A 25,115-nucleotide genomic window follows, 5' to 3' on the forward strand; every position below is an offset into this window, starting at 1 on the left:
CAGATCGACGCGTGGCAGCCCGATCGGCCCTATCTGGAGCTGTATGACGGAAAGCCCGCCGATTTTGCCGAACGCTTCCGCGAGGCGGAGGCGGGGGCGGCGGGGGAGGCGGCGGCGCGGTCCGGTCGAAACTGTGCGAGGTCGCGATCCGCTTGGGACGCGAAGCCGGGTCGAACTTCGTCTTCCACCAAGCGACCTCGTCCTGCCACGCTTTCAGCAACTGATCGAAATGGCGCTGCGCGATGCGGGCGTCATCCGCCTCCATCGCCTTGCGCTGGCGGGCATAATCGTCGCGCCATTCGGCAGGCAGGGTCGCGGGCGGATCGATCTTCGCGTTCAGATAGTCGCCCACGCTCTCCAGCACGAGGAAGGACAGGCTGGGGCTGGCGATGCCATAGCGGCGGCTGAGCGTCACATAGGCGTCGCGCTGCTCGGTCGCGCCCAGCGTCGCCAGCGCATCCTGCGCCAGCAGTGCGCCCGGACCGTCAAAGGCCGGGGCCTCGCCGCCGCCATCGATGGCGCGGACAACCTCCTGCCCCGCGCCCAGCCGGATCTTCACCGGCCCGAAGCCCGGCGCACGGACCAGCACCGCCCAGCGTCCCTGGGCGGCGGCCAGCGGCACGAAGGGCAAGGGCCGGTCGTCGCGGTCGGTGACGGCGATCACGCCAGCCGTACCGGCCTGCAACAGCGCCATCGCCGCCGCCGGATCGTCGCCCAGCGGGATCAGCCGCCCGCCATGGGCGCGCGCCAGATGCCTGAGCCAGGCACGGTCGTCGCCTCCAGCGCTGCTGACCACATCCAGCGGGCAGCGAGGGGTTATCGCGGCATCGCGGTCGATGGTCGCGCGGCCATCGGTGAAGACCAGGCAGCGGTCGGCCGGGCCGCCCAGCGACAGCGGCGCAAAGCTCGTCGCCCCGCGATAGTCGAGCGCCCCCAGCCAGGCGGCGGCTTCCGCAGCGGTCGTGACGCTTCTGGTCTGCGCCCCGCTGCTGTTGAAGGCGACCAGCTCGACCTTGCCGGGGTGCCAGCGGTCGATCGCCGCGCGGACCAGCGCGATCTCGCGGGCCGTGTCGGCCTTCAACCGCGAGCGCGAGCGATCCCAATAGATGCGCAGATGCGCCGGAGCCGCCGCATTCCCCGCGACGGCGGGCAGGTCGCCGCCGAGTTCCAGATCCCGCTCGCCATTATGATGGGTGCTGGCGACCAGATCGGCGGCGCGACCGGGGGCGATCGCCAGCGCGCCCGACAGCGGCTTGTCCTTGCCGCTCACCGCACCGCCCCAGCCCTCGCCGTCCGTCGTGATCGCCATTGGCGTCTCGCCCAGCGTCACCAAAGGCCTTGCCGCGGTGCCGCTGCCATGGACGCGGATCGACCAGTCGCCGACCGCGCCGTCGAACCCGAGCGGCAGGCGCCAGCCCCCCGCCCCGACGGGCGATACGAACCGCACCCGGATCGTCCGCCCGCGACCGGGCCAGATCGGATAGACGCGCGTCGAAAAGACATTGTCCGCACTGACCTCGGCCAGGCCGGGATCGATCCGCTGGCGGACCCGCGCTTCATAGACCGCCTTGGCGCGCGGGCGGTCGACCAGCACGCCGTCGACCATCTGCCCGCCGATATCCAGGGCATAGCCGGTGACGACCGCGCCTTCGGGCAGGGTCAGGCGGAAATCGCCCTCCAACTGCTCCGCCTCGGGGTTGACGAAGGCGGCGGTGATGGTCGTCTCGACGATGCTGCCGCGCTGTTCGACCGCAATGTCCAGACGTCCCAGCGACAGGTTGCGTTCGTGCGCAGCGTCGCGGATGCCCGCCGCATGGGCCTTCAGCATGGGGTTGGCGGTCTGCGCCCACGCCCCCTGCCCCATCACAAGGGCAAGCCCCAGCGCCACGAGTCCCCGCCACCGTGCCAGCATCTTCGCCCCCTCCGATCGCCCGGAGGCTAACCCGCCGCCGGGCACCGGACAAGCTAATCCAGCGAATAGCCGGTCAGCGCGGGCGCGAAGCGGGCATTGTGCAACTGGCGCAACCGCTCGACCTGCGCCAGCGAGGCGATCAGGACCGCAGCGGGGGCCAGCCGGTCCGCGCGGTGGAGCGCGATCAGATCGGCATCGGGCAGCGCCTGCACCGCCGCCTCGTCGATCGTGTAGAGCCCGGCCAGATCATGTGCGCCCCCATCCGCCTGGGACAGCGAAAGGCCAAGCGGGCGGATCAGGCCATGCGCGACCCAGGCATCGACCAGCGCCTGTGCCCCCTCGACATCCGCCACCAGCCGTTCGAGCGCGCGGGCGATGTCGTGCGACAGCGGCGTCGGTTGCTCCCCCGCGAACAGCGGCGCTCCGGCATCGCCCAGGCTGGGATCGGCCGGATCGACGGCCAGCCCCGCCGCCCCGCGTGCGTCGAGCCGGAACCCGCCCAGCATCACCGCGCGGGGCACATAGGTCGCCTGGAAGCCGCCGCCGAAGACGAACAGATTGGCGGGCTCGACCAGGCTCATCAGCGCGATCAGGTTGAAGCGCCCGGTCTGGCCGTCCTTGGCGAGGCACAGCGGCATGTCGGCCGCCGCGACCGCGATCTCCGACAGGCCGATCCGGGCAAAGCGGCGCGTGCCGCCTGCGGCATGGCGGTCATAGCGCAGCCCGCGATGCGCGGCCGGGGAAAGCGGGGTGATGCCGGTCATACGCGTTGCAGACCATGTTCGCGGATCGCGCGCAACAGGTCGCGGTGGCGCGGCGCGCGGGTGCGCAGATCGTCCCGGGCGCGCGCCATCCGCGTCACGAAACGCTGCGCCAGCGCCGTGTCGGGGGCGGCCGGGTCGATCCGCGGCTGGCGGCTGGCGAAACCCATGCCGTGCAGGACGTACTGATAGCTGGGCCAGGAAAACACCTCGCGGGCGTGGGTGAAATCCTGCGGGCCGGGCGAGTGGTGCCGCCACAGCTCCAGTTGCTCGGCGAGACCGTCGGGGATGGAGGACGCCGCGACATTGTCGCGCCAGAAATCCGTGTCAGTGCGCCGGGTCAGGACATAATGCAGCTTCAGGAACTCGATGATCCGCATCCAGTGATGGGTGAAGGTCGCATTGAACTGGCGCGCCATCACGTCCATCGCGGCGCGGGTGCGCGGCAGGCGGTCGGCGATCGCGTCCATCGATGCCTCGATCAGCATCAGCGCGGAGGCCTCCAGCGGCTCGATGAACCCGGCGGACAGGCCGACCGCGACGCAGTTATTCTGCCAGAAACGCGTCCGGTGCCCGGCATCGATGGTGATCCGGCGCACGTTCAGCCCTTCGGCGGCGGGACCGACATAGCGACGCAGCGCCGCCTCGGCCGCATCGTCGCTGCTATGGGCGCTGCTATAGACATGGCCGACACCGCGCCGGGTCCACAGCCCAATATCCCAGATCCAGCCCGATCCTTGCGCGGTCGACACCGTATGACAGGTGATCGGCGCATCCTCGTCCTCATAGGGCACCTGAAGCGCCATCGCCCGGTCGGCGAACAGCACGTCGCCGCAACGCCGGAACGGCACCTGGTACACCCCGCCGATCAGCCGCGCGGCAAAGCCGGTGCAGTCGACGAACAGGTCGCCCGGCACGATCCGCCCATCGGCCAGTTCCAGATGCACGATATCGCCATGGTCGCTCATTTCCGGGCGCACCACGTCGCCCAGCACATGGTCGATGCCCAGCGTGCCGACGCCATGTTCGCGCAGCAGCGTGGCGAACTTTCCCGCGTCCAGATGATAGGCGTAATTCGCATGACCCGCATATTCGGGCATCACGATCGTCTTGGGTCCCAGACCCGCGTCGCACAGCATCGCCTGATAATCGACCCAGTCGGCGAAGCTGGCCGTCTCCGCCGCCCCGTGCAGCCAGTGCGGCGCCAGATCGATCTCGGTCGCGCCCGCAGGCGGGTTGAGCGGATGGTAATAGCCATCGTCCGCCGTCCCGTCGGTCCAGCCGACGAAGCGCGCGCCCTGTTTGAACGCGGCGTCGCAGGACCGGATGAAGTCGGTTTCGGTGATGCCGATCCTGGCCAGCGTGTTGCGCATCGTCGGCCAGGTCCCCTCGCCCACCCCGACCGTCGGCACATGGCGCGACTCGACCAGCGTGACCTGCACTCCGCTTCCGATCCGGCAGGCCTGCGCCGCCAGTCGACAGGCCGCGATCCAGCCTGCCGATCCGCCGCCGACCACGACGACCCGCCGAACTTCCGTCTCGACCACCTGCACCTCTCCCGCTGCGCTTCTGGCCTTTTATACCGAAACTTCCGGCGCCTAGAAGAACCGGCGCCCTTGTACTTGTCAGACATAGCTTCTAACAAGAGCGACATAGATGCTCGCCAAGAAGCATCGGACATCGGTTTCATAGGGGAGAGCCATGCTGAAGAAAGCCCGAAATCCAAAGACCAGCGCCCGCTATGCCGCCCAGGGGCTGGCCAGCGCACTTGTCGCACTTATCGCGGCCACACCGGCCCTGGCGCAGAACCAGACGCCACCGGCGGATCAGACCGCCACCCTGCCCAGCCAGAGCGAAGCCGACGGCACCTCCGCCGACATCGTCGTCACCGGCATCCGCCGCAGCATCGAGTCGGCCGCCGCGATCAAGCGCGACGCCGCCGGTATCCTCGACGCGATCTCGTCCGAGGATCTGGGCAAGTTCCCCGACGCCAATGTCGCCGAGTCGCTCCAACGTATTCCCGGCGTCGCCATCGACCGCAGCAATGGCGAAGGCGCATCGGTCAGCGTGCGCGGCCTGGGTCCCGCCTTCAACACCGTGCTGTTCAACGGCCGCAGCTTCGCCTCGGACAATTACAACCGCGCCTTCTCGTTCGACCTGATCCCGGCCGAACTCATCAGTGGTGCGCAGGTCTACAAGAGTTCGCAGGCCTCGCTCCAGGGCGGCGGCATCGGCGCGACGATCAACGTCCAGACGCCGCGCCCGCTCGCGCTCAAGGAGTTCAAGGGCGTCTTCACCGCCAAGGCGCTGTACGAGGGCAACAGCAAGAAGGTCACGCCGCAGCTGTTCGGCCTGCTCAGCGACACCTTCGCCGATGGCAAGCTCGGCCTGCTCGCCTCGCTGTCGTACCAGAAGCGTATCGCCTCGATCCGCGCGATCAGCACCGATGGCTATATCCCCGGCACCTCGGTCGGGCCGAACAACGCGCCACTCTACACCAATGTCTACGCGCCGCGTAACCAGGACGTGAACGAGACGCGCGACGACCGTACCCGCCTGGGCGCGACGCTGGTCGCGCAATATGCGCCGACCGACGAGCTGACCTTCACCGTCGACGGCCTCTACAATCGCTTCAAGAGCGACACGACCACGCGCGGCCTGGGCAGCTGGTTCGAGCCGACCAGCTATACCGCGGCGGGCATCGACTCCAACCGCACCGTCACCTCGCTGACCACCAACGGCAATGCCGACTTCATCGCCTCGGGCGGGGTGCGCGAGACGACGACCTATGAGGCCGGGTTCAACGCCGAATGGCGACCGGCCGACAATGTCCGCATGGTCTTCGACGCCACCTATTCGCAGGCCAAGAATGCGGGCGGCGGCAAATCCTATTTCACCGTCATCGGCGTGCCGACGCAATATTCCTTCACCGCCGCGCAAGGGAACGGCATCCCCTCGACCTCGGGTTATGCGAACGGCGTGCTGACCAACCCGGCGCTGGGCCGCACCCATATTGCCGGGCGCAGCGGCAACGATGTGACCGAGAAGGTCCAGGAATATCGCTGGAACACCGAATGGAAGCCGGGCTGGGACATCGTCACGGCGCTGCGTTTCGGCCTGACCGGCACGTCGCGCGACAAGCGCAACGTGCCCTTCTCGTCCGATCCCAATATCGGCTGCCTCTATTGCGGTTATCCGACGCTGGCCGATCCGTCGCTGCTCTCGCCCTTCACCCTCGGGTCGCTGGGGCAGAAGGGCGGCAGCGTGCCGACCACCTTCCTGACCTATAACCCGCAGGCCTATTTCAATTACCTGACCAGCACCGCCGCCACGACCGCGCTCGACCTGGCGCGCGGCCAGCCGGTGGGCACCACGGCGGCGATCTTCGCGCGCACCAACGGCTATGCCGTGACCGAGCAGCCCTCGGCCCGGGTCCGCGAAAAGGTCTTCGCCAGCTATGCCGATGTCGATCTGGAGGGCACGGTTGCGGGCCTGCCCTGGTTCATCAATGTCGGCGGGCGGTATGAATATACCGAGCTGGTCTCGGCCGGTCAGCAATTGCAACTGACCGACCTGCTGCCGGTGCCGGGCGATCCGACCACCTATACCGGCGTCTTCGCCAACAACCGTGCGGCGGTGTCGGTCGACCGGCGTTCGTCCTACAGCAACTTCCTGCCCAATCTGAACGCGAAGCTGAACCTGACGCCCAAGTTGCAGGCACGCTTCGCCGCCTACAAGACGCTGACCCGCCCCGCCATCGGCGATCTGGCGCCCAGCCTGGACATCGGCACGCTGCGCCCCGCCACGCTGACCGCCAGCGGCGGCAATCCGGCGCTGAAACCCTATCGTGCGACCAATTTCGACCTGTCGCTCGAATGGTATCCGACGCCCACCACCACCCTGTCGGCGGCGGTGTTCCACAAGACGGTCGACGACTTCATCGTCCAGACCTTTGGCGAGGAACTGTTCACCATCGCCAATGCGGGCAACTTGCCGGTCGGCGGGCTGATCGTCGGGCAGAACACCGCAAAGTTCAGCGTCCGACGTCCGCGCAACGCGGAATCGCTGAAGATCAAGGGGCTGGAGCTGAACCTGGTCCATACGCTCGACTGGCTGCCCGGCGTGCTGAGCGGCTTCGGCGTGCAGGCCAACGCGACCTTCGTGACCACCAATCGCGAGTTCGACGTCACTCAGGTCGGCCAGTCCTTCGCGGCGGAGGGCATCGGCAATTCGCAGAACGCGACGATCTTCTACGAAAAGTTCGGCGTGTCGGCGCGTATCGCGTACAATCGGCGCGAACGCTTCCTGCAACAGCTGGCGGGCGGTCCAGGCAACGAGCCGGTGTTCGTGCGCGATTACGGCCAGTTCGACGGCAGCGTGGCGGTGAACATCACCCCCTTCGCCCAGGTGTTCGTCGAGGGTACGAACCTGTTCAACGCCAAATACTTCGCCACCGGCCGGTTCGACAACCAGCTGCTGCGCTACCAGAATTTCGGGCCGCGCTATGACGCGGGCGTGCGCTTTTCGTTCTGATGCGCGGGCGGTGCGGGAGGGTTTCGACGCTCCCGCACCGAACCTTTATTTTGTCCTTTCTTCATGCATTTGAATACGCCACCGTCCTGACATCAGGGATAGGACGGAAGGGGAATGCATGGCCGATCTGACGCGACGCGGCGTATTGGAAGCGGGTGCGTTCGCCATGGCGGCGGGCGGGATCGGCACCCTGCCCCTGCGGGCGCAGCCGGTTGCGGCCGATGATTCCCACCGGCTGTGGTTCGATGCGCCCGCGACCCGTTGGGTCGACGGATTGCCGGTCGGCAACGGGCGGCTGGGCGCGATGGTGCGCGGCGGCCCCGCGCGCGAGATCATATCCCTGAACGAGGACAGCCTGTGGTCCGGCTATCCGGGCAGCGACGCCCGGCCGGATGCGCAAGGGTCGCTGGCGGAAGTGCGGCAGGCCGCGCTGGCGGGCGATTACCACGCCGCCGACATGCGGGCGAAGAAGCTGCAAGGCGCCTATTCCAACAGCTATGCGCCGATCGGCGATCTGGTGATCGCGCTGCCCCATGACGGCGCGACGCCCGACGACTATCGCCGGGCGCTCGACCTGGATCAGGCGGTGGTCGACATCGCTTATACCGCGGGGCGGACGCGCTACCGACGCGAGGTGTTCGTGTCCCACCCGGCGCAGCTGGTGGTGGTGCGGATGACGGCGGAAGGCGGGGCGATCGACGCGGACGTCTCGCTGGCGACGCTGCTGAAGGGATCGGTGCGGGCGGAGGGCAACCGGCTGATCCTGCACGGCAAGGCCCCCTCCTATGCCGCGCCCAATTATCATTCGGTCGCCGATCCGGTCCGTTATGACGATGCCGCCGGACGCGGCATGATGTTCGCCGCCGTCGCCGATGTCATGAACGAGGGCGGGCGCGTCACGGTATCGGGCGACCGGATCGTGGTTCGCGGCGCCCGGAGCGTCGAGATCCGCCTCAACGCCGCCACCGGCTTTCGCGGTTTCGACCAGTCGCCCGACCTGCCGATCGAGGCGATCGAGGGCAAGGCGGTGGCGGCGCTGTCGGCGGCGCGGGGGACCGACCATGCATCGTTGCGGGCGGCGCATGTCGCCGACCACCGGACCCTCTATCGCCGGGCCGGATTGCAGCTGGCGGGCGGCGCGGCGGGCTCGACGGCGGAGCGCCGCGCGGGCAATGCGCGGGCGAGCGATCCGGGGCTGGCCGCATTGCTGTTCCATTTCGGCCGCTATCTGCTGATCGCCAGCTCACGCGCCGGGACCCAGCCCGCCAACCTCCAGGGCATCTGGAATGCCGAGGTGCGGCCGCCCTGGAGCAGCAACCACACCACCAACATCAATACCGAGATGAACTACTGGCCCGCGGAGGTCGCCAATCTCGCCGATTGCCATACTCCCCTGTTCGACTGGCTGGAGCGGGTGGCGGTGCGCGGGGCACGGGTCGCGCAAAGCTATTACGGAATGCCCGGCTGGTGCCTGCACCATAATAGCGACATCTGGGCGATGGCAAATCCGGTCGGCGAAGGCAGCGCCGCGCCGATCTGGGCCAACTGGCCGATGGGCGGGCCGTGGCTGATGCAGCATCTGTGGCAGCATTATGCGTTCGGCGGCGACCGGGCGTTCCTGCGCGACCGGGCCTGGCCGCTGATGCGCGGCGCGGCCGAGTTCTGCGCGGCGTGGCTGGTGGCGAACGGCACGGACGGGCGACTGACCACCGCGCCCTCCATCTCGCCCGAGAACGAGTTCCTCGCGCCCGACGGCAAGCCCGCCTCGATCAGCACGGGCTGCACCATGGACCTGGCGCTGATCCGCGAACTGTTCGCCAACTGCATCGCCGCCAGCACCCTGCTGAAGACCGATACGGCCTTCGCGACCAAGCTGCGCGGGCTGGTCGAGCGGCTGGAGCCGTATCGGATCGGCCGCCACGGCCAGTTGCAGGAATGGTCACGCGACTTTGCCGAGGCGGAGCCGGGCCATCGCCATATCTCGCACCTCTATCCGCTCTATCCCGGCGACGAGTTCACGCCCCGCCGCACGCCCGAATGGGCCAGGGCGGCGGCGACATCGATGCAGCGGCGCGAGGACAATGGCGGGGCGCAGACCGGATGGAGCCGCGCCTGGGCGACCTGCATCTGGGCGCGGATGGGTGATGCCGCGCGTTCCGGCCGTTCGATCGACGCCTTCTTCAAAGGCAGCACGCTCGACAATCTGTTCGACACGCATCCGTCGAACAACGGGCCGATCTTCCAGATCGACGGCAATTTCGGGATCACCGCCGCCATTGCCGAGATGCTGCTGCAAAGCCATGACGGCGCGATCGCCCTGTTGCCCGCCCTGCCCCCGGCATGGCGCGACGGCCGCGTCCACGGCCTGCGCGCACGCGGCGGCGTGACCGTCGATCAGCGCTGGGCGGCGGGACAGCTGGAACAGGCCGAGCTGCTGTCGGCGCTGGGCGGTGACCTGGTTGTCCGATTGCCCGCCGGTCGCCGGGTCCGCGCGGCCATGCGGGGCGGCCGGGCGGTGGCGATCCGTGCGACCGGGGACGCCATGCGCATCGCCACCCGCGCGGGGGACCGGATCACCTTGACCATCGGCGCCGCCTGAGCGCGGCGCCTGCTGGCGGCGGAACGGCCAGCGATCGCCGTCGAACCGTTCGCCGCCATGGCCTGCGTCACCCCGTCCAAGGCGTCGCCGCCGGTTTCCTTTCCACCCCTTGCAGGGATGGTTGCGAACAGCCCGAGACAGGTGTTCCGCTCGGCTCCGCCCTCAGGGCATCGGCGTGATGGCGATCCGGTCGATATTGGGCGCATAGGCCGAGCGGAGCTGGACGCTTGGCCAGATTTGCGACGCATAGGTGCGCCCGTCCCAATTGGGCTGTTCCTCGCCCGCGATGCGGATGGTGTTGGCGCCCGCCTTCAGCGCCACCGGCACGGTCATCTCCCACCAGTTGTTGGCATTGAAGCTGTGCGGCGCGCTGACCAGCATCGGCTTTCCGCCATTGATCGCGATGCGTGCGATCCGGGCGAGCGGATCGGGATTGTAATGCGTCGCCTTGGCCTGTTCCTCGTTCGAGAAGCGCAGGGTCAGGGCATAGGTGCCTGCGCGCGGCGCCATGACCCTGGGGAAGGTCAGCGTGTTGCCATTGCCCGGCGCGCCGCCGATGGCGAACACCGCCCGGCCGCCGCTGGCCCGCGAGGCCGCGCCGATCCGCGCGGTCCCGGCGACCTGCGCGTCCTCCGCCTCATAGACATGCGGTGCGGGGCCGTTCTCGGGCGTCACCGACAGGCCGCGAACGGCGGACGATCCCGTGGGGGTCAGCACCACCTTGTTGATCCCGCCGAGCAGGAAGGCGCGGCCCTTCGTCTCGCGGCCATTGACCACCATGCGCACCGGGCCGCCGCCGGTTTCGGGGCTCAGGCGCGCCAGTCCGTCCTTCGCGGCATAGACCCAGAAGGTCGCGCTGCCGCCCTTCACCACCGCGTCGGCCACATCGTAGTGCGCTCGGCCAGCGGCGGGATCGGCGGCGGTCAGGGTGATCCGGTCGACCATCGCATTGCCCAGCGTCCGCCCTTTGCCGTCCAGGCTGCGGGTCGCCAGCGTCAGGACATGGCGGCCGCGTGTCAGGTCGACGACCGTATCGGCATGGTCGAGCACGGCGGGCTTGTAGCCCAGAGGCAGGAACAGCTCGCCCGCCGCCTTGCCGTCGATCCGCAGGAAGACATTGGTCGCCCCCTGCGGCTCGACCAGCGGGTCCTTGTTGAAGCTGTTGGCGAGCACGCTCAGGTCATAGCGGCCGTCGCGCGGCACATCGACCGCGAAGTCCAGCGCGGCATCGGCCCCGGTCCTGAACCCGTCGACCAGATAGCCGTTCGAGACATGGAAGCGATCGACGTGATCGGGCGAGCCCTCCGGCCCGCGCACGGCGAGCCCCTGCCCCTGACGGGTCGCCTTCTCCGCTTCGTAATCCTGCCGCCAGCGGGGCGCGACGGCGGCGGGACGCACCCCCCGCCCGGGGGAGAGGACCAGTTCATAGGCGGCTTCCTCGCGCAGGGCGGGCCAGCCGTCGCGGCCGAAGGTCAGGTCGACCTGCCCGTCCTTCACCGGCACCACGCGGTCGCCGACCACCGCTGGCGGCGGCGAGTCGCCCAGCTGGCCGGTCCAGTCGATCTCGCGCACGCGGACGCGCACCGTTTCGCCGAAGCTGGCGGGCACACGGGTCAGCGCGATCGTCGCGTCGCCCGACTTGCCGCCGAACAGCAGCCGCATCTGCTGCCGTGCCGGGTCGAGCGTCGCCACGCCCTGCAGCGTATAGCTCTGGTCGGGATGCGGCGGGGTGACGGCCAGGGTGTGGCCGCCCATCGTCGCATAGGCGTTCAGCAGCCACCATTGCCCATTGCCGCGATTGGCCTGGACGGCGGAGTCGCTGAGATTGCCGTCGATATTCCAATAGGCGATATCGGCATCGACCTTGGAATCCTCGATCGCCGCGACCCACTGCACCATCTGGCCGGGGACCGAGGTGTGGTAGTTATAGGCATATTCGTTGATGTTCACCGGCAGATGGCGGCCCTGCCATTTCGTGCCCTTGAACAGCCGGTCCTCCCATTCGCGGAATCTGCGCACGCTGGTCCGCACCACCGCCGGGTTGCTGAGTTCGTGCCACGTCACCACGTCGGGCATGGTGTCGGCGGCGATGGCGTGGCGCAGGAAGCCCTCCACCTCGGGATAGAGGACGCTGGTGTTCGGCCCCGCGATCCGCGCGCCGGGCAGTTCCTGGCGGATCATCCGCACCGCCCGGTCCCAGGCGTCGTTGAACGCGGTCGGGTCCTTCTGCCACCGCACATTGTTGCAGCTCTTCGGCCCTTCGGCGAACATGTTGCCATCGGGCTCGTTGAAGGGGACGAAGACGATCCGGTCGCGGTATCGCGGCGCCATGCCCTTCACCTGACGCACCTGGGCGCGCAGCTTTTCGATATAGTTCGCCACCGATTGCGCGCAGTCCCCGGTCTTCCAGTCATAGGGGAATTCGCGGTTGATGTCGGTCATGTAGATATAGGTGTCGCCGCCCGACGCATCGGTGAGCAGCGTCGAGATCTCCAGCGCGTCGGCGCCGGGATGCTGCGGCCCGTCCTGCGCCTTGGTCGAGACGGTGCGAAGCCCGATGCCCTCGACCAGATTGGGATGCGGCAGCCGTGCGTCATAGAGGCCGTAGAGCGTGCCCGACGCGCCGCCATGGAAGGCCCCCGTGTCGCTGGCGAGGTCGACCGTCATCCGCTCCTGCGCGAGCGCGGGCATGGCGACCGAGCCGAGCAGCGCAGCGAGAAGGATCGGGGCGAAACGAAGGGGCTTGGTCTGTGTCTGGGCCATGAGGGGTTCCGGGATAAGAGTCATGCGATGCGCGCAGCGGTCATGCGTGCGATGGTGGTGCGGTTGAGGATCAGTCGGGAAATCGCAAAGGCCAGCGCCAGGTGCATCAGGCCGGGAATGATCGTCGACAGCAGGCGAATGCCGGTCAGCGACAGCGGCGTCTGGTTGCCCGCCCCCGCCTTGTAGGAGACGAGGACCAGCACCAGGCTGATCAGCGCCCCCGCGACCGCCCAGGCCAGCTTCACGAAGAACTGGTTGAAGGCGAAACTCATCCCCGAGGAGCGCATCCCCAGCTTCCATTCGCCATATTGGTCGGCCAGCTGGATCAGGGTGAAGTGCAGTGGCAGGGTGCAGCCGAGCACGATGCAGCACAGCCCGACCAGCACCAGCCACAGCGTCGGATACTCGCCCGGCACGAAAAAGGCGGCGAAGTGGCCTGCGACCAGGATCAGATTCACCCAGATATAGATGCTGCGCACATCGTAGCGCCGCGTGAACGCCTGCACCACGATCGACCCCAGGAAGCCCCCGGCGGTCGCGGTGCCGAAGAACAGCGCCTGATAGGTCGCGTCGCCCTTCAGCACATAGGTGATGAAATAGAGCGCCGCGCCGCCCTTGGTATTGAAGATCGCGATCAGCAGCAGCGTCATCAGGAAGGTCCAGCGCAGCTGGTCGTTCTTCAGCGTATTGGCGATCGCGACCTTCAGCGGCACGTCGGCGGTATCGGCCGCCGCCACCCGCTCGCGCACGAACAGGAAGCAGATCAGGAACATGACGACGGCGGCCGCGCTCAGGATCGCCACCCCGTCGCGATAGCCGCGCGCGATGTCCGCGCCGCCCAGGTGGCGGACCAGGATCGGCAGACCGACCGAGACGCAGAAGGAGGCGATCGCCACCATCGCGAAGCGCACCGACTGGCACGATACGCCCTCCCGCTCGCTGTCGGTCATCCGGGTGATCAGCGCGCAATACGGCACGTTGTTGAGCGAATAGGAAAGCGCGAGCAGGAAATAGGTGATCGCGGCATAGGCGACCTTGCCGTCATAGCTGAAATCGGGCGCCTGAAAGGTCAGGAAGCAGCTGAGGCCCACCGGAATCGCGGTCCAGAGCAAATAGGGGCGGAACCGCCCCCAACGGGTCGTGGTGCGATCGGCCATGATCCCGATCAGCGGGTCGGACACGGCATCGAAGATGCGCAGCGACAGGAACAGCACGCCGACGATGCCCGGCGCCAGTCCGAAGACGTCAGTGTAATAGAAGGTCAGGAAATTGGCGATCAGCCCGGTGACGATGGTGCCGCCCGCATCGCCGAAACCATAGCAGATCTTCTCCACGAACGGGATGCAGGCGGCCTGCGCGTCGCCGCGCGTGCGCCCTTCCCGGATCCCGTCCCCGTCCCCGTCCCCGGCCTGTGCCGCTGTCGCCATGCCCCTATCCTCCATTTTTCCGGCCCGCCTTGTTGACGGTGACGGTCATTCGTTCGCTTTAAAGACCTTCGCCACGGCGGCCCCGTCGCGGATAAAGACCGGAATCCGCTTGACCGGCGCATGGCAGATCACGTCGCCGCCGCCCTCCACCCGGTCGCCGGTCCAGGCATCGCGCCAGATGCCCTTGGGCAAATAGACGCTGCGCTCGCCGACGCCCGGATCGGTCACGGGCGCGACCAGCAGGTCGGGGCCGAACATATATTGATCGTCCACCGTCCAGGCGCGCGCATCGGCCGGATAGTCGTAGAACATCGGCCGCATCAACGGATCGCCCCGCTCATGCGCCGCGCGCATCAGCCCCGCGACATAGGGCCGCAGCCTTTCGCGCAACGCCGCATAACAGCGCAGCACCGCAAAGACCGGCTCGCCGAAGCTCCACAATTCATTGCCCGCCCCGGTGTCGCATTGCGCCACCCCGTCGCGGAACGGCTCGGCGGGCGGCGTCACGGGATCGCGGTGGCCGTGCATCCGCAGGACGGGGGTGAACACCGCCCATTGGAACCAGCGGATCATCAGCTCGTGAAAGGCCGGATCGTCGACATGGCCGCCATGGAAGCCGCCGATATCGGTCGTCCACCACGGGATACCCGCCATCCCCATGTTGAGACCGGCGCTCAGCTGGTTGCGCATCGCCTCGAACGAGGAATGGATATCGCCCGACCAGACGAGCGCGCCGTAACGCTGGCTGCCCGCCCAGGCGCAGCGGATCAGGCTGACGATCTCGGTCTCGCCCTCCGCGCTCAGGCCGTCGTAAAAGGCTTGGGCGTAATGGAGGGGATAGGCGTTGCCGACCTCCAGCACGCTGCCGCTGTGATAGCGATAATTGTCGAAATCATAGGCGCTATATTCGGGCTCCGCCTCGTCCAGCCAGAACAGCGCCACGCCCTTGTCGCGGTAATTGCGCTTCGCCCGGTCCCACAGGAAAGCGCGCGCGCCGGGATGGGTGACGTCGATGAAGCGGGTATTGCCCAAAAACTCCTGCTGCACGTCCAGCCCGCGCGCGGAGCGCACCAGATAGCCCTTCTCGACCATCTCGGGATAATTTTCCGACCGATGGTCGACCGTCGGCCAGATCGAGACGAGCAGCTCGGTGCCCATCGCCTTCAGCTCGGCGGTCATCGCGGCGGGATCGGGCCATTCGCGTTCGTCGAACCGCCAGTCGCCCTGAACCGGCCAGTGGAAGAAGTCGGCGACGATCACCGCCAGCGGGATACCGCGCGCATGATAGTCGCGCGCCACCGCCAGCAGCTCGTCCTGGGTGCGGTAGCGCAGCTTGCTCTGCCACAGCCCCAGCGCATAATCGGGCATCATCGGCACCGTGCCCGTCACCTGCGCATAATTGCGCACGATGTCGGCGGGCGTATCGCCCGCGGTGATCCAGTAATCGATCTCGCGCGCGGCTTCGGCGGTCCAGGTCGCGCCATTGGCCGCGAAATGCACCGCGCCGACCGCGGGCATGTTCCACAACAGGCCATAGCCATGGCTGGACACGACAAAGGGCACGCTCGCCTGCGAGTTGCGCTGCGCCAGTTCCAGCGTGCATCCGGCCAGGTTCAGATTGGGCTGCTGATACTGGCCCATGCCATAGAGCCGCTCGCCGGTCTTTGCCTCGAAGCGGACGGTGATGCGCGCGGTGTCGCCGGTCAGCGGCTTGAACTCGCGCCCCGCCAGCCCCAGCGCGCTGATCGTGCGGACTTCCTCGGTCCCGACCGTCCAGAATTGGCTGATCGTGTCGCGCTGCCGCCACTTTTCCTCCAGCAGCAGCTCCCCGGCCGCATTCAGGAAGCGGACACGGCCTTGCAGGTCGACTTCGGCGGTGATCCGGCCTTGCGTGATCCGCGCGGTCGCGCCGTCACGGGTGACGATCGGATCGGCATCGGCACGGTCGTCCAGCAACGCCCCGGCGCGTGATCCGGCGTCAGGAAAGGGCGATGCGCGCAGCCGCAGACCGTCCGGCCCGTGCGCCTCGATCCGCAACCAGACCCCGTTATAGCGCCACGCGATCGCGCGGGCCTCCAGAACAAGCGTGTCCAAAACGACTCGGTCCTCCCACCGCCACTCTTCGATGGCCGTAAACGTTTACGGGTTTTCGGCTGATTGGGCGCGTCTGTCAATGATCTTGTTTGCGATCACCGCGCTCGGGGACTTGTGCGAAACCGTTCGCGCCGCGATCACGGGCGGATGGATATACGCGAACTTGCGCATCACCTGGGGCTGTCGATCGGCACGGTGTCGCGTGCGCTGAACGATCGCAAGGACGTCAGCCCGGCGACCCGCCAACGGGTGGTCGAGGCGGCGGCGAAATATGGTTATATTCCCAACCAGTCGGGGCGGACGCTGCGCAGCGGTCGGACCGGCACGGTCGGCTTCATGCTGACGCTGGAACATGACAGCGCGATCCATGGCGACCCCTTCTTCATGGCACTGCTCGAGGGGTTGCAGAACGGCTTGGGCGAACATGATCTCGACCTGGTCGTGCTGCTGGCCCGCAAGGGCGAGGATGCCCTGACCTTCCTGCGCCGCCATGTCTCGCGCGGGACGGTCGATGGCTGGGTGCTGTCGGGGACGCAGCATCACGATCCGCGCATCCCCTTCCTGCTCGACCGCGAAATCCCCTTCGTCGCGCTGGGCCGCACCGCGATCGCGCGCGATTATGCCTGGATCGACCTGGATTTCGAGGGCGTCACAGCCGATGCGATGACGCTGCTGACCGAGGCCGGGCACCGCCGCATCGGACTGGTCGCGCCGCCCGCCACGATCAACAACAGCCATATCGTGGTCGAATGCTATCGCGATGCGCTGGCGCGCGCGGACATCCCCTATGACCCGATGCTCGTCCATCACGGCGAAACCGACGAGAGCGACGGCGAGGCGACGGCGAGCGAGTTGATGGCACTCCCCGACCGACCGACCGCGCTGCTGCTGATGGGCGAGACCGCGCCCGTCGGGGCCTATCGCGCGCTGCGCCGCCTGGGCCTGGAGCCGGGGCGCGATGTCGCGGTGATCGGCCTGCGCGACAACCCCGCCTGCCGCGCCCTGTCCCCCGACCTGACCTGCTTCTCGCTGGACCTGGGCGATCTGGGGCTGGCGCTGGCGCAAGGCCTTGTCGCGATGCTGCCCGGCCCGTCAAAGGCTGCGGGGCCGTCGGTCCAGACCCTGTGGGACATGACGCTGCGCCCGGGGCAGAGCCACAGGGTCCAGCGTTAAGTCAAAATGTCAGGGACATGGCGGAGCGGGAGGGATTCGAACCCTCGATACGGTTTTGCCGTATACTCACTTTCCAGGCGAGCGCCTTCGACCACTCGGCCACCGCTCCGCATGAGTCCATGCCTGGAAGACGCGGCCCTAATGCGCTTCCTCGCGGCGCGCAAGCGATTGCGTGTGTCGTTGGGCTGAGGCAGTCTGTGCGGCGATGACGATCGCGCTTCTGCTCGCCGCGCTTCTGGCGCAGGCTTCGCCCTCCCCCGCCCCTGCCGCGCAGGCCGGCGATCCGCTGCCCGGCGACTGGATCGCCGTGCCCGATGACGAGTTGCTGGTCTTCACGCTGTCCAATGGACGGACGGTGACGCTGCGGCTGGCATCGGCCCAGGCGCCGGTCCATGTCGCCAATATCCGTGCGCTGGCACGGGCGCATTGGTGGGATGCGGGGACCAGCGTCTATCGCGTGCAGGAGAATTACGTCGCGCAATGGGGCGACGCGACCGAGAAGAAGCCGTTGCCGACCGGCATCGTCGCCAATCCTCCGGCCGAATATATCCGCTCGGGCAACAGCGCGGTGGCGCGGCTGACCAAGCCCGATCCCTATGCCGCCTGGGCCGGCTTTAGCCGTGACGGCTGGCCGCTGGCGGGGGATGCGACAGCGGAGTGGATGCCGCATTGCTATGGCATGGTCGGCGTCGCGCGCGACCTGGCGCCCAGCACGGGGTCGGGGGCCGAGCTTTATACGATCATCGGCCATTCGCCGCGCGTGCTGGACCGCAATATCGCGGTGGTCGGCCGGGTGGTCGACGGCATGGATGCGCTCTCCACCCTGCCGCGCGGGACCGGCGACCTGGGTTTCTACACGGATGAGGGGCAGCGGCTGGCGATCGTCTCGGCGTGGCTGGCGAGCGATATCCCCGCCGCCGAGCGGCCGCATTTCCAATATCGCGAGACGGTGTCGCCACGCTTCGCGGCGTGGATCAAGGGACGCGAGAATCGGAAGAACGATTTCTTCACCGTGCCTGCGGGGGGTGTGGATATTTGTGCGGCCCTGCCGCCGGTTCGCAAGACGCCTTGAGTTTGGGGGTGGGGCGTGGCCTTCGACTTCGCTCAGGCTGAACGGAGCGGGTGTTTTAAAGGCAAGGTTCCCAACCCCGTTCAGCCTGAGCGAAGTCGAAGGCCACAGGAAAACGGGGCGGCTGGATACCCGGCCGCCCCGTCCCGAATCACGCCGCCTTCTTGCCCGGTTCGATCCGGTTGGCGACCAGGTGATCGACCACCGCCGGATCGGCCAGTGTCGAGGTGTCCCCCAGCGCATCGACCTGGTTCTCGGCGATCTTGCGCAGGATGCGGCGCATGATCTTGCCCGAGCGGGTCTTGGGCAGGCCCGGCGCGAATTGCAGCGCGTCGGGGGTGGCGATCGGCCCGATCTCGCGGCGGACCCACTGGACCAGCTCGGCGCGCAGGGCCTCGTCCTCCTCGACGCCCGCGTTCAGCGTGACGAAGGCGTAGATGCCCTGCCCCTTCACGTCGTGTGGCATGCCCACGACGGCGGCCTCGGCCACCTTGGCGTGCGCGACCAGCGCGGATTCGACTTCCGCCGTGCCCATGCGGTGACCCGAGACGTTGATGACGTCATCGACCCGGCCGGTGATCCAGTAATAGCCGTCCTCGTCGCGGCGGCACCCGTCGCCGGTGAAGTATTTCCCCGGATAGGTGGTGAAATAGGTCTGGAAGAAGCGGTCGTGATCGCCCCAGACGGTGCGCATCTGCCCCGGCCAGCTGTCGGCGATGACGAGGTTACCCTCGACCGCGCCGTCCAGCACCTTGCCCTCGGCATCGACGATCTGCGGCAGCACGCCGGGCAGCGGCAGCGTGGCCGAGCCGGGCTTGAGCGCCACGGCGCCCGGAATCGGCGCGATCATGTGGCCGCCGGTCTCGGTCTGCCACCAGGTGTCGACGATCGGGCAGCGCCCCTCGCCCACGACCTTGTAATACCATTCCCAAGCTTCCGGGTTGATCGGCTCGCCGACCGAGCCCAGCACACGCAAGCTGGAGCGGTCGGTCTTCTTCACCCATTCGTCGCCCTCGCGCATCAGCGCGCGCAAGGCGGTCGGCGCGGCATAGAAGGTCGCGACCTTGTATTTGTCGACGATCTGCCAGAAGCGGCTGTGATCGGGGTAGTTGGGCACGCCCTCATACATCAGCGTCGTCGCGCCGTTCGCCAGCGCGCCATAGACGACATAGCTGTGCCCGGTGACCCAGCCCACGTCTGCGGCACACCAGAACACCTCGCCCTCGCGGTAATCGAAGACGTGGCTGTGGGTATAGGACGCCCAGAGCAGATAGCCGCCGCTGGTGTGCAGCACGCCCTTGGGCTTGCCGGTCGAGCCGCTGGTATAAAGGATGAACAGCGGGTCCTCCGCGCCCATCGGCTCGGGCGCGCAATCGGAGGGGGCGGCGTCGACCAGGTCGCCATACCATTGGTCGCGGCCCTCGGTCATCGTCACGTCGACGCCGCTGTGCTTCACCACCACGACATGGTCGACCGTGACGCCGTCATGCTCCAGCGCGGCGTCGACATTGGCCTTCAGCGGCACCGCCTTGCCCCCGCGACAGCCGCCGTCCGCCGTGATGACGATACGCGAATCGCAATCGACGATGCGGTTGGCGAGGCTTTCGGGCGAGAAACCTCCGAATACGATCGAATGGATCGCGCCGATCCGCGCACAGGCCAGCATCGCAAAGGCCGCCTCGGGGATCATCGGCAGATAGAGGGTGACGCGGTCGCCCCGGACGACGCCCAGGTCCTTCAGCACATTGGCGAGGCGGCAGACCTGCTCATGCAGTTCGCGATAGGTGATGCGGCGATCGGTGCCGGGGGCATCGCCTTCCCACAGGATCGCGACCTGATCGGCGCGGGTCTCCAGATGCCGGTCGATACAGTTGGCCGCGACGTTCAGCTGTCCGTCCGCGAACCAGTTGATGCGGAAATCCGCCTCGTCGAAGCTGGTGTCCTTCACGCTGGTGAAGGGCGTGATCCAGTTCAGCCGCTGGGCCTGTTCGCGCCAATAGCCGTCCGGATCGGTCTTCGCCGCCTCATAAGCCCGGGCATAGCGTTCCGCATCCATGGACGCGCTATCGGCCCATTCGGGAACGGGGTGAACATGGGCGCTCATGCCTGTCTCTCCTTTGTCTTTATCGGACCTTTTAGCAGCCCAACATCACTATTGCCTATCGGCTCCGTGACAAAGTGCGTCCTGCGATCGGGCGTGGGCGCCCGGCCAAAATGTCGCCGCCATGACGACCGTTCATCATAATGTCGGAGAGGTTGCGACAAGACCAAGGGCGGGCTGCGAACATTTGCATCCATCCAGCGCAAGATACCGTCCACCCCCTCTATTCCTGCCGCCAAAGCAACGCTACAGCGGCAGACATGCCAGGTTTCGAGGGGGACGGACCGAGGATGATCGCGACTGCCCACGACCGTGCCGACATCCCCGCCGGTTTTGCCGCTGTTCTGGCGCGCAGCGGCGAGATGGGTCGGCTGATCGCGGGGCATGACTGGGCCGCAACGCCGCTGGGGCCGATCGCCACCTGGCCGCAGAGTCGGTTGACGGCGATCGCCATCGCGCTCGCCGCCGCGATCCCGATCGCGACCATCTGGGGGCCGGAAGGCATCCTGATCTACAATGCGGGCTATGCCGAATTTTCCGGCGACCGGCACCCGGCGATGCTGGGTGTTCCCCTGGTCGAGGCATGGCCCGAGGCCGCGACGTTCAATACCCAGGTCATCGCCGAGGGGCTGGCGGGCCGCACGCTGGCCTATCGCGACCAGGCGCTGATGCTGAATCGCAATGGGCGGTCCGAGCAGCATTGGCTCGACCTCGACTATACCCCCATCGCCGACGAAAGCGGGCGCCCGGCAGGCATCCTGGCGACCGTGATCGACAGCAGCGCGCGGATGCGCGACCGGCAGGACCGCGAAACCGCGCTGTCCGCCGCCCGCGAGAGCGAGGCGCGGTTCCGCAACGTCGCCGATCATGCGCCGATCGTCATCTGGGTGACCGATACCGACGGCCATTGCACCTATATCAACCGTGCCTGGCAGGTGCAGACCGGGCAGGACGTCGCGCAGGGCCTGCGTTTCGGCTGGGCGGAGATGCTCCACCCCGACGATCGCCCGATCGCGGAGCGGGCGTTTCGCGAGGCGATGGTCGCGCCGCGCGCCTTCCAGACCGAATATCGGCTGGCGCAGGTGCAGGGGGGCTATCACTGGGTGATGGCCTCCGCCGTTCCGCGCTTCGACGATGACGGCGTCTTTCTGGGGATGATCGGATCGGTCGTCGATATCGACGAGCGCCGCCGGGCCGAGGTGACGCTGCGCGACGTCAATGCGGTGCTGGAGCGCCGGGTGATGGAGGCGCTGGCCGAGCGCAAGCTGTTCGCCGATATCATCGATTCGACCGGCACGCTGGTCCAGGTGCTGGGCTTCGACCATCGCTATCTGGCGATCAACCGCGCCGCCGCCGAGGATTTCGAGCGCATCTTCGGCGCGCGCCCGCAGATCGGCCAGCACAAGGCCGAGGCGATGGCCGACCGGCCGGAGATCCTGTCGGTCATGCGCGACTATTGGACGCGCGCGCTGGCGGGCGAGGAGTTTTCGGTCATCCAGGCGCTCGAAGACCTGGCGGGGGAGCGGCGCCATTACGAACTGCGCTTCAGCCCGCTGGTTTCCGCCGAGGGCACGCCGATCGGCGCTTATCAGTTCGCGACCGATGTGTCCGAACGGCTGGCGCAGCAGGAACGGCTGCACGACATGGAGGCGCAGTTGCGCCAGAGCCAGAAGATGGAGGCGGTCGGCCAGCTGACCGGCGGCATCGCGCACGACTTCAACAATCTGCTCCAGGTCGTGGTCGGCAATCTGGAGATGCTCGACCGTTTCCTGCCGGAGGGCGAGCATCCGCGCGCCAGGCGGTCGGCGACCAATGCGATGACGGGCGCGCGGCGGGCCGCCACCCTGACCCAGCGGCTGCTCGCCTTTTCGCGGCGGCAACCGCTGGCCCCGCAATCGGTCGATGCGCGGCGGCTGGTCGACGGGCTGTCCGACCTGCTGACCCGGACCCTGGGCGAGCAGGTGCGCCTGTCCGTCGAATCCGCGCCGGACCTGTGGGTGACGGAGGCCGATCCCAACCAGCTGGAAAGCGCGATCCTGAACCTGGCGGTCAATGCGCGCGACGCGATGCCGCATGGCGGCACCCTGTCGATCACGATGCGCAATGCGACGCTGGACGGGCTGGCGACGATGGCGGCGGGGCCGGTGCCCTATCCCACCGATCCGGGCGATTATGTCGCCATCGACGTCAGCGACACCGGCACCGGCATGGACCGCGCGACGCTGGGCCGGGTGTTCGAGCCATTCTTCACCACCAAGGAGGTGGGCAAGGGCACCGGGCTGGGCCTGTCGATGGTCTATGGTTTCGCCAAGCAGTCGGGCGGGCAGGTGCAGATCGAATCGCGCCCCGGCGAGGGCACCTGCGTCACCCTGTTCCTGCCGCGCTTCCGGGGCGAGGCGACCGCGCCGCTGGACCCGCCCCCGGTCGCCCCGCATCCCGTTCGCGGGTCCGAGACGATCTTGGTGGTCGAGGACGATGCCGATGTCCGCAGCTATTCGACCGAGGCGCTGCGCGAGCTGGGCTATGACGTGATCGAGGCGGAGGACGGGGCATCGGCCCTCGCCCTGCTCGAGGCGCCCGACGCGTCGCGTATCGCGCTGCTGTTTTCCGATGTGGTGCTACCCGGCGGCATGACGGGGGCCGACCTGGCCTCGGCCGCGCGGTCGTTGCATCCCGAGCTGAAGGTGTTGTTCACCACCGGCTATGCCCGCGACGTGATCGTCCATGGCGGGCGGCTGGACGCCGGGGTGGCGCTGATCACCAAGCCGTTCGACTTTGCCGACCTGGCGGCGCGGATCAGGGCGATGCTGGACGGGTAGCGAACCTGGTCGGCGGAGCGCTGGGGTGATCGCCCGATGGATGCCATGCAGCGCCACCAAGCCCCGAAATCCCCCCTTCTTCCAGGCGGATGACGGCGCGCTTTCCCCGACGCACCCGAGTCGGCGGGTTGCGCGTTCAGCGCGACGGGACGAAAGGACGGGGATGGCATCGCGGTTTCGGCAATTCTGGAGCGAGGAGGAATGGTCCTTCGCTCCCCATGAGCGGCCGACCATTCCCGGCTCGCCCGGCAATTTCGATCATCCCAACCGGCGGCGCATCGCCTACGGCGTGATCGCGGTGCTGATCGGGCTCACCGGCGGGCTGGGCAACGCGCTGGTCCAGGTGAATACGGTGCAGTTGCAGGGCGCGCTGGGGCTCGATCCGACCGAGATCGCATGGCTGCCCATCGCCTATGTGATGACCAACGCGTCGATCAACCTGCTGCTCATCAAGTTCCGCCAGCAATTCGGGCTTCGCCCCTTCGCGCTGCTGTTTTCGGGCCTCTATACGATCCTGGCCTTCGCCCATCTGTTCGTGCGCGATTTCGCCACCGCCATCGCGGTGCGCGGGGCCAGCGGCATGGCGGCGGCGGCGCTGTCGTCGCTGGGCCTCTATTACATGATGCAGGCGCTGCCGTCGAAATGGCGGCTGAAGGCGATCGTGCTGGGCATCGGCGTACCGCAATGCGCCGCGCCGCTCGCCCGGCTGTTCTCGCCCGAGCTGCTCGCCATGTCGCATTGGCGCACACTGTATCTTTTCGAGTTCGGGCTGGCGGCGATCAGCCTGGCCTCGATCATCGCGCTGCGCCTGCCCCCGACGCAGCGGCTCAAGGCGTTCGAACCGCTCGATTTCCTGACCTTCGCGCTCTACGCCCCCGCCATCGGCCTGTTCTGCGCGGTGCTGGGCCAGGGGCGGCTGGTGTGGTGGACGCAGGCCGCCTGGATCGGCTGGGCGCTGGTCATCGCCATCCCGCTACTGGCGCTGGCGCTGTGGATCGAGCATCACCGCGCCAATCCGCTGCTCAACACCCGCTGGCTGGGGTCGATTGACATCGTGCGCTTCGCCATCGTCACGCTGATGGCGCGCATCGTGTTTTCCGAGCAGAATTTCGGCGCGGTCGGCCTGTTGACCGCGCTGGGCCAGAATAACGACCAGTTCGGGACGCTCTTCACCATCGCCTTTATCGCCTCGGTCGCGGGTGTGATCGCCAGCGCGGTGACGCTGGACGTGACACGACTGACCCATCCGGTGATGTTCGCGATCGGGCTGGTCGCCATCGCCGCCTATGCCGACAGCTTCTCTACCAACCTGACCCGCGCGCCCGAGCTGTATGCGACGCAAGCCGTGATCGCCTTTTCGACCACCTTCTTCCTCGGCCCGTCGCTGTTGTTCGGCATGACCCGCGCGCTGCAACAGGGGGCAGGTCACGTCATCAGCTTCATCGCGCTGTTCGGGATGCTCAATTCGGTCGGGAGTCTCGGTGGCACCGCGCTGCTCGGCACCTATCAGGTGGTGCGTGAAAAGACGCACAGTGCCGCCATCGTCCAGAATATCGACCCCACCGACCCACAGGTGACGCAGCGTATCGCGGCGGGCGGCGCGCGGGTGTCGGGTGTGGTCGGCGACCCCACGCTCGCCCGCGCCGAGGGCGCCGCGCTCCTGTCGCAGGCCGCCACGCGCGAGGCGAATATCCGCGCCTATAACGACGTCTTCCGCCTGGTCGCAGCACTTGCGGCCGCCGTCACCCTTTTCCTCGCGCTGCTGACCTGGCGGCGCGCCCGCCGCGCCCGTGCGGCGGCCAAGGTACAGCCATGACCGACACCCGATCGCCCGTCTCCCCCACCCCGATGACCGAAGAGGCCG

General features: G+C 67.8%; 13 protein-coding genes and 1 tRNA gene. 6 read left to right on the forward strand and 8 right to left on the reverse strand.

The window, feature by feature from the left end; translation table 11 throughout:
• The 3 genes from BSZ14_RS16115 to BSZ14_RS16125 form a co-directional block, all read right to left on the reverse strand.
• Positions 1-1,912 (reverse strand): VIT domain-containing protein (locus BSZ14_RS16115; protein WP_139330494.1); only part of this gene is annotated, 1,912 nt, incomplete at its 3' end.
• Between the two features lie 53 nt (positions 1,913-1,965).
• A complete protein-coding gene (locus BSZ14_RS16120; protein WP_076711704.1) occupies positions 1,966-2,676 on the reverse strand; it encodes a SapC family protein in 711 nt (236 codons plus the stop codon).
• Positions 2,673-4,226, reverse strand: coding sequence for a tryptophan halogenase family protein (locus BSZ14_RS16125; RefSeq protein ID WP_445190551.1), 1,554 nt, complete (start codon positions 4,224-4,226; stop codon positions 2,673-2,675). The genes BSZ14_RS16120 and BSZ14_RS16125 overlap by 4 nt, the downstream gene beginning before the upstream one ends.
• A gap of 148 nt (positions 4,227-4,374) precedes the next feature.
• Between BSZ14_RS16125 and BSZ14_RS16130 the strand changes: the two genes are divergently transcribed.
• Positions 4,375-7,206, forward strand: a complete 2,832-nt coding sequence (locus BSZ14_RS16130; protein WP_083748301.1) for a TonB-dependent receptor — start codon at positions 4,375-4,377, stop codon at positions 7,204-7,206.
• 118 nt (positions 7,207-7,324) lie between these two features.
• The gene (locus BSZ14_RS16135; protein ID WP_198930540.1) at positions 7,325-9,805 is read left to right on the forward strand and encodes a glycoside hydrolase family 95 protein; all 2,481 of its coding nucleotides are present in this window, start codon (positions 7,325-7,327) and stop codon (positions 9,803-9,805) included.
• Between the two features lie 162 nt (positions 9,806-9,967).
• On the opposite strand, the gene BSZ14_RS16140 is transcribed toward BSZ14_RS16135, so the two are convergent.
• The 3 genes from BSZ14_RS16140 to BSZ14_RS16150 are packed head-to-tail and all read right to left on the reverse strand — an operon-like array spanning position 9,968 to position 16,089.
• Positions 9,968-12,568 carry a cellulosome protein gene (locus BSZ14_RS16140; RefSeq protein ID WP_083748302.1) on the reverse strand — a complete coding sequence of 867 codons (2,601 nt, stop codon included), beginning with the start codon at positions 12,566-12,568 and terminating at the stop codon, positions 9,968-9,970.
• Positions 12,569-12,588: 20 nt separating this feature from the next.
• Complete coding sequence (locus BSZ14_RS16145) at positions 12,589-13,995, reverse strand: MFS transporter (protein WP_076711715.1); 1,407 nt, start codon at positions 13,993-13,995, stop codon at positions 12,589-12,591.
• 45 nt (positions 13,996-14,040) lie between these two features.
• Positions 14,041-16,089 (reverse strand): glycoside hydrolase family 31 protein, encoded by a 2,049-nt coding sequence (locus BSZ14_RS16150; protein ID WP_076711705.1) that lies wholly within the window; start codon positions 16,087-16,089, stop codon positions 14,041-14,043.
• A gap of 147 nt (positions 16,090-16,236) precedes the next feature.
• Here BSZ14_RS16150 and BSZ14_RS16155 point away from each other — a divergent pair, with 147 nt between their 5' ends.
• Positions 16,237-17,262 (forward strand): LacI family DNA-binding transcriptional regulator, encoded by a 1,026-nt coding sequence (locus BSZ14_RS16155; protein WP_076711706.1) that lies wholly within the window; start codon positions 16,237-16,239, stop codon positions 17,260-17,262.
• 18 nt (positions 17,263-17,280) lie between these two features.
• Here BSZ14_RS16155 and BSZ14_RS16160 read toward each other — a convergent pair.
• Positions 17,281-17,371: transfer RNA gene (locus BSZ14_RS16160), tRNA-Ser, on the reverse strand.
• A gap of 96 nt (positions 17,372-17,467) precedes the next feature.
• Here BSZ14_RS16160 and BSZ14_RS16165 point away from each other — a divergent pair.
• Positions 17,468-18,334 carry a peptidylprolyl isomerase gene (locus tag BSZ14_RS16165; RefSeq protein WP_076711707.1) on the forward strand — a complete coding sequence of 289 codons (867 nt, stop codon included), beginning with the start codon at positions 17,468-17,470 and terminating at the stop codon, positions 18,332-18,334.
• A 148-nt stretch (positions 18,335-18,482) separates the two neighbouring features.
• Here the strand turns inward: BSZ14_RS16165 and acs are convergent, their stop codons facing one another.
• Positions 18,483-20,435, reverse strand: coding sequence for an acetate--CoA ligase (acs, locus tag BSZ14_RS16170; protein WP_076711708.1), 1,953 nt, complete (start codon positions 20,433-20,435; stop codon positions 18,483-18,485).
• Between the two features lie 287 nt (positions 20,436-20,722).
• Between acs and BSZ14_RS16175 the strand changes: the two genes are divergently transcribed.
• Complete coding sequence (locus BSZ14_RS16175; RefSeq protein ID WP_076711709.1) at positions 20,723-23,251, forward strand: PAS domain-containing protein; 2,529 nt, start codon at positions 20,723-20,725, stop codon at positions 23,249-23,251.
• Between the two features lie 163 nt (positions 23,252-23,414).
• Complete coding sequence (locus BSZ14_RS16180; RefSeq protein WP_076711710.1) at positions 23,415-25,067, forward strand: MFS transporter; 1,653 nt, start codon at positions 23,415-23,417, stop codon at positions 25,065-25,067.
• Positions 25,068-25,115 lie beyond the last annotated feature (48 nt).

The sequence above is a fragment of the Sphingomonas sp. Sph1(2015) genome (assembly GCF_001970915.1).
In the GTDB taxonomy this organism is placed as follows: domain Bacteria; phylum Pseudomonadota; class Alphaproteobacteria; order Sphingomonadales; family Sphingomonadaceae; genus Sphingomonas; species Sphingomonas parapaucimobilis.

Coding starts and splice junctions, on each gene's coding strand:
- BSZ14_RS16120 (WP_076711704.1), bottom strand. CDS start 2,676: ATGACCGGCATCACCCCGCTTTCCCCGGCCGCGCATCGCGGGCTGCGC.
- BSZ14_RS16130 (WP_083748301.1), top strand. CDS start 4,375: ATGCTGAAGAAAGCCCGAAATCCAAAGACCAGCGCCCGCTATGCCGCC.
- BSZ14_RS16135 (WP_198930540.1), top strand. CDS start 7,325: ATGGCCGATCTGACGCGACGCGGCGTATTGGAAGCGGGTGCGTTCGCC.
- BSZ14_RS16140 (WP_083748302.1), bottom strand. CDS start 12,568: ATGGCCCAGACACAGACCAAGCCCCTTCGTTTCGCCCCGATCCTTCTC.
- BSZ14_RS16145 (WP_076711715.1), bottom strand. CDS start 13,995: ATGGCGACAGCGGCACAGGCCGGGGACGGGGACGGGGACGGGATCCGG.
- BSZ14_RS16155 (WP_076711706.1), top strand. CDS start 16,237: ATGGATATACGCGAACTTGCGCATCACCTGGGGCTGTCGATCGGCACG.
- BSZ14_RS16165 (WP_076711707.1), top strand. CDS start 17,468: ATGACGATCGCGCTTCTGCTCGCCGCGCTTCTGGCGCAGGCTTCGCCC.
- acs (WP_076711708.1), bottom strand. CDS start 20,435: ATGAGCGCCCATGTTCACCCCGTTCCCGAATGGGCCGATAGCGCGTCC.
- BSZ14_RS16175 (WP_076711709.1), top strand. CDS start 20,723: ATGATCGCGACTGCCCACGACCGTGCCGACATCCCCGCCGGTTTTGCC.
- BSZ14_RS16180 (WP_076711710.1), top strand. CDS start 23,415: ATGGCATCGCGGTTTCGGCAATTCTGGAGCGAGGAGGAATGGTCCTTC.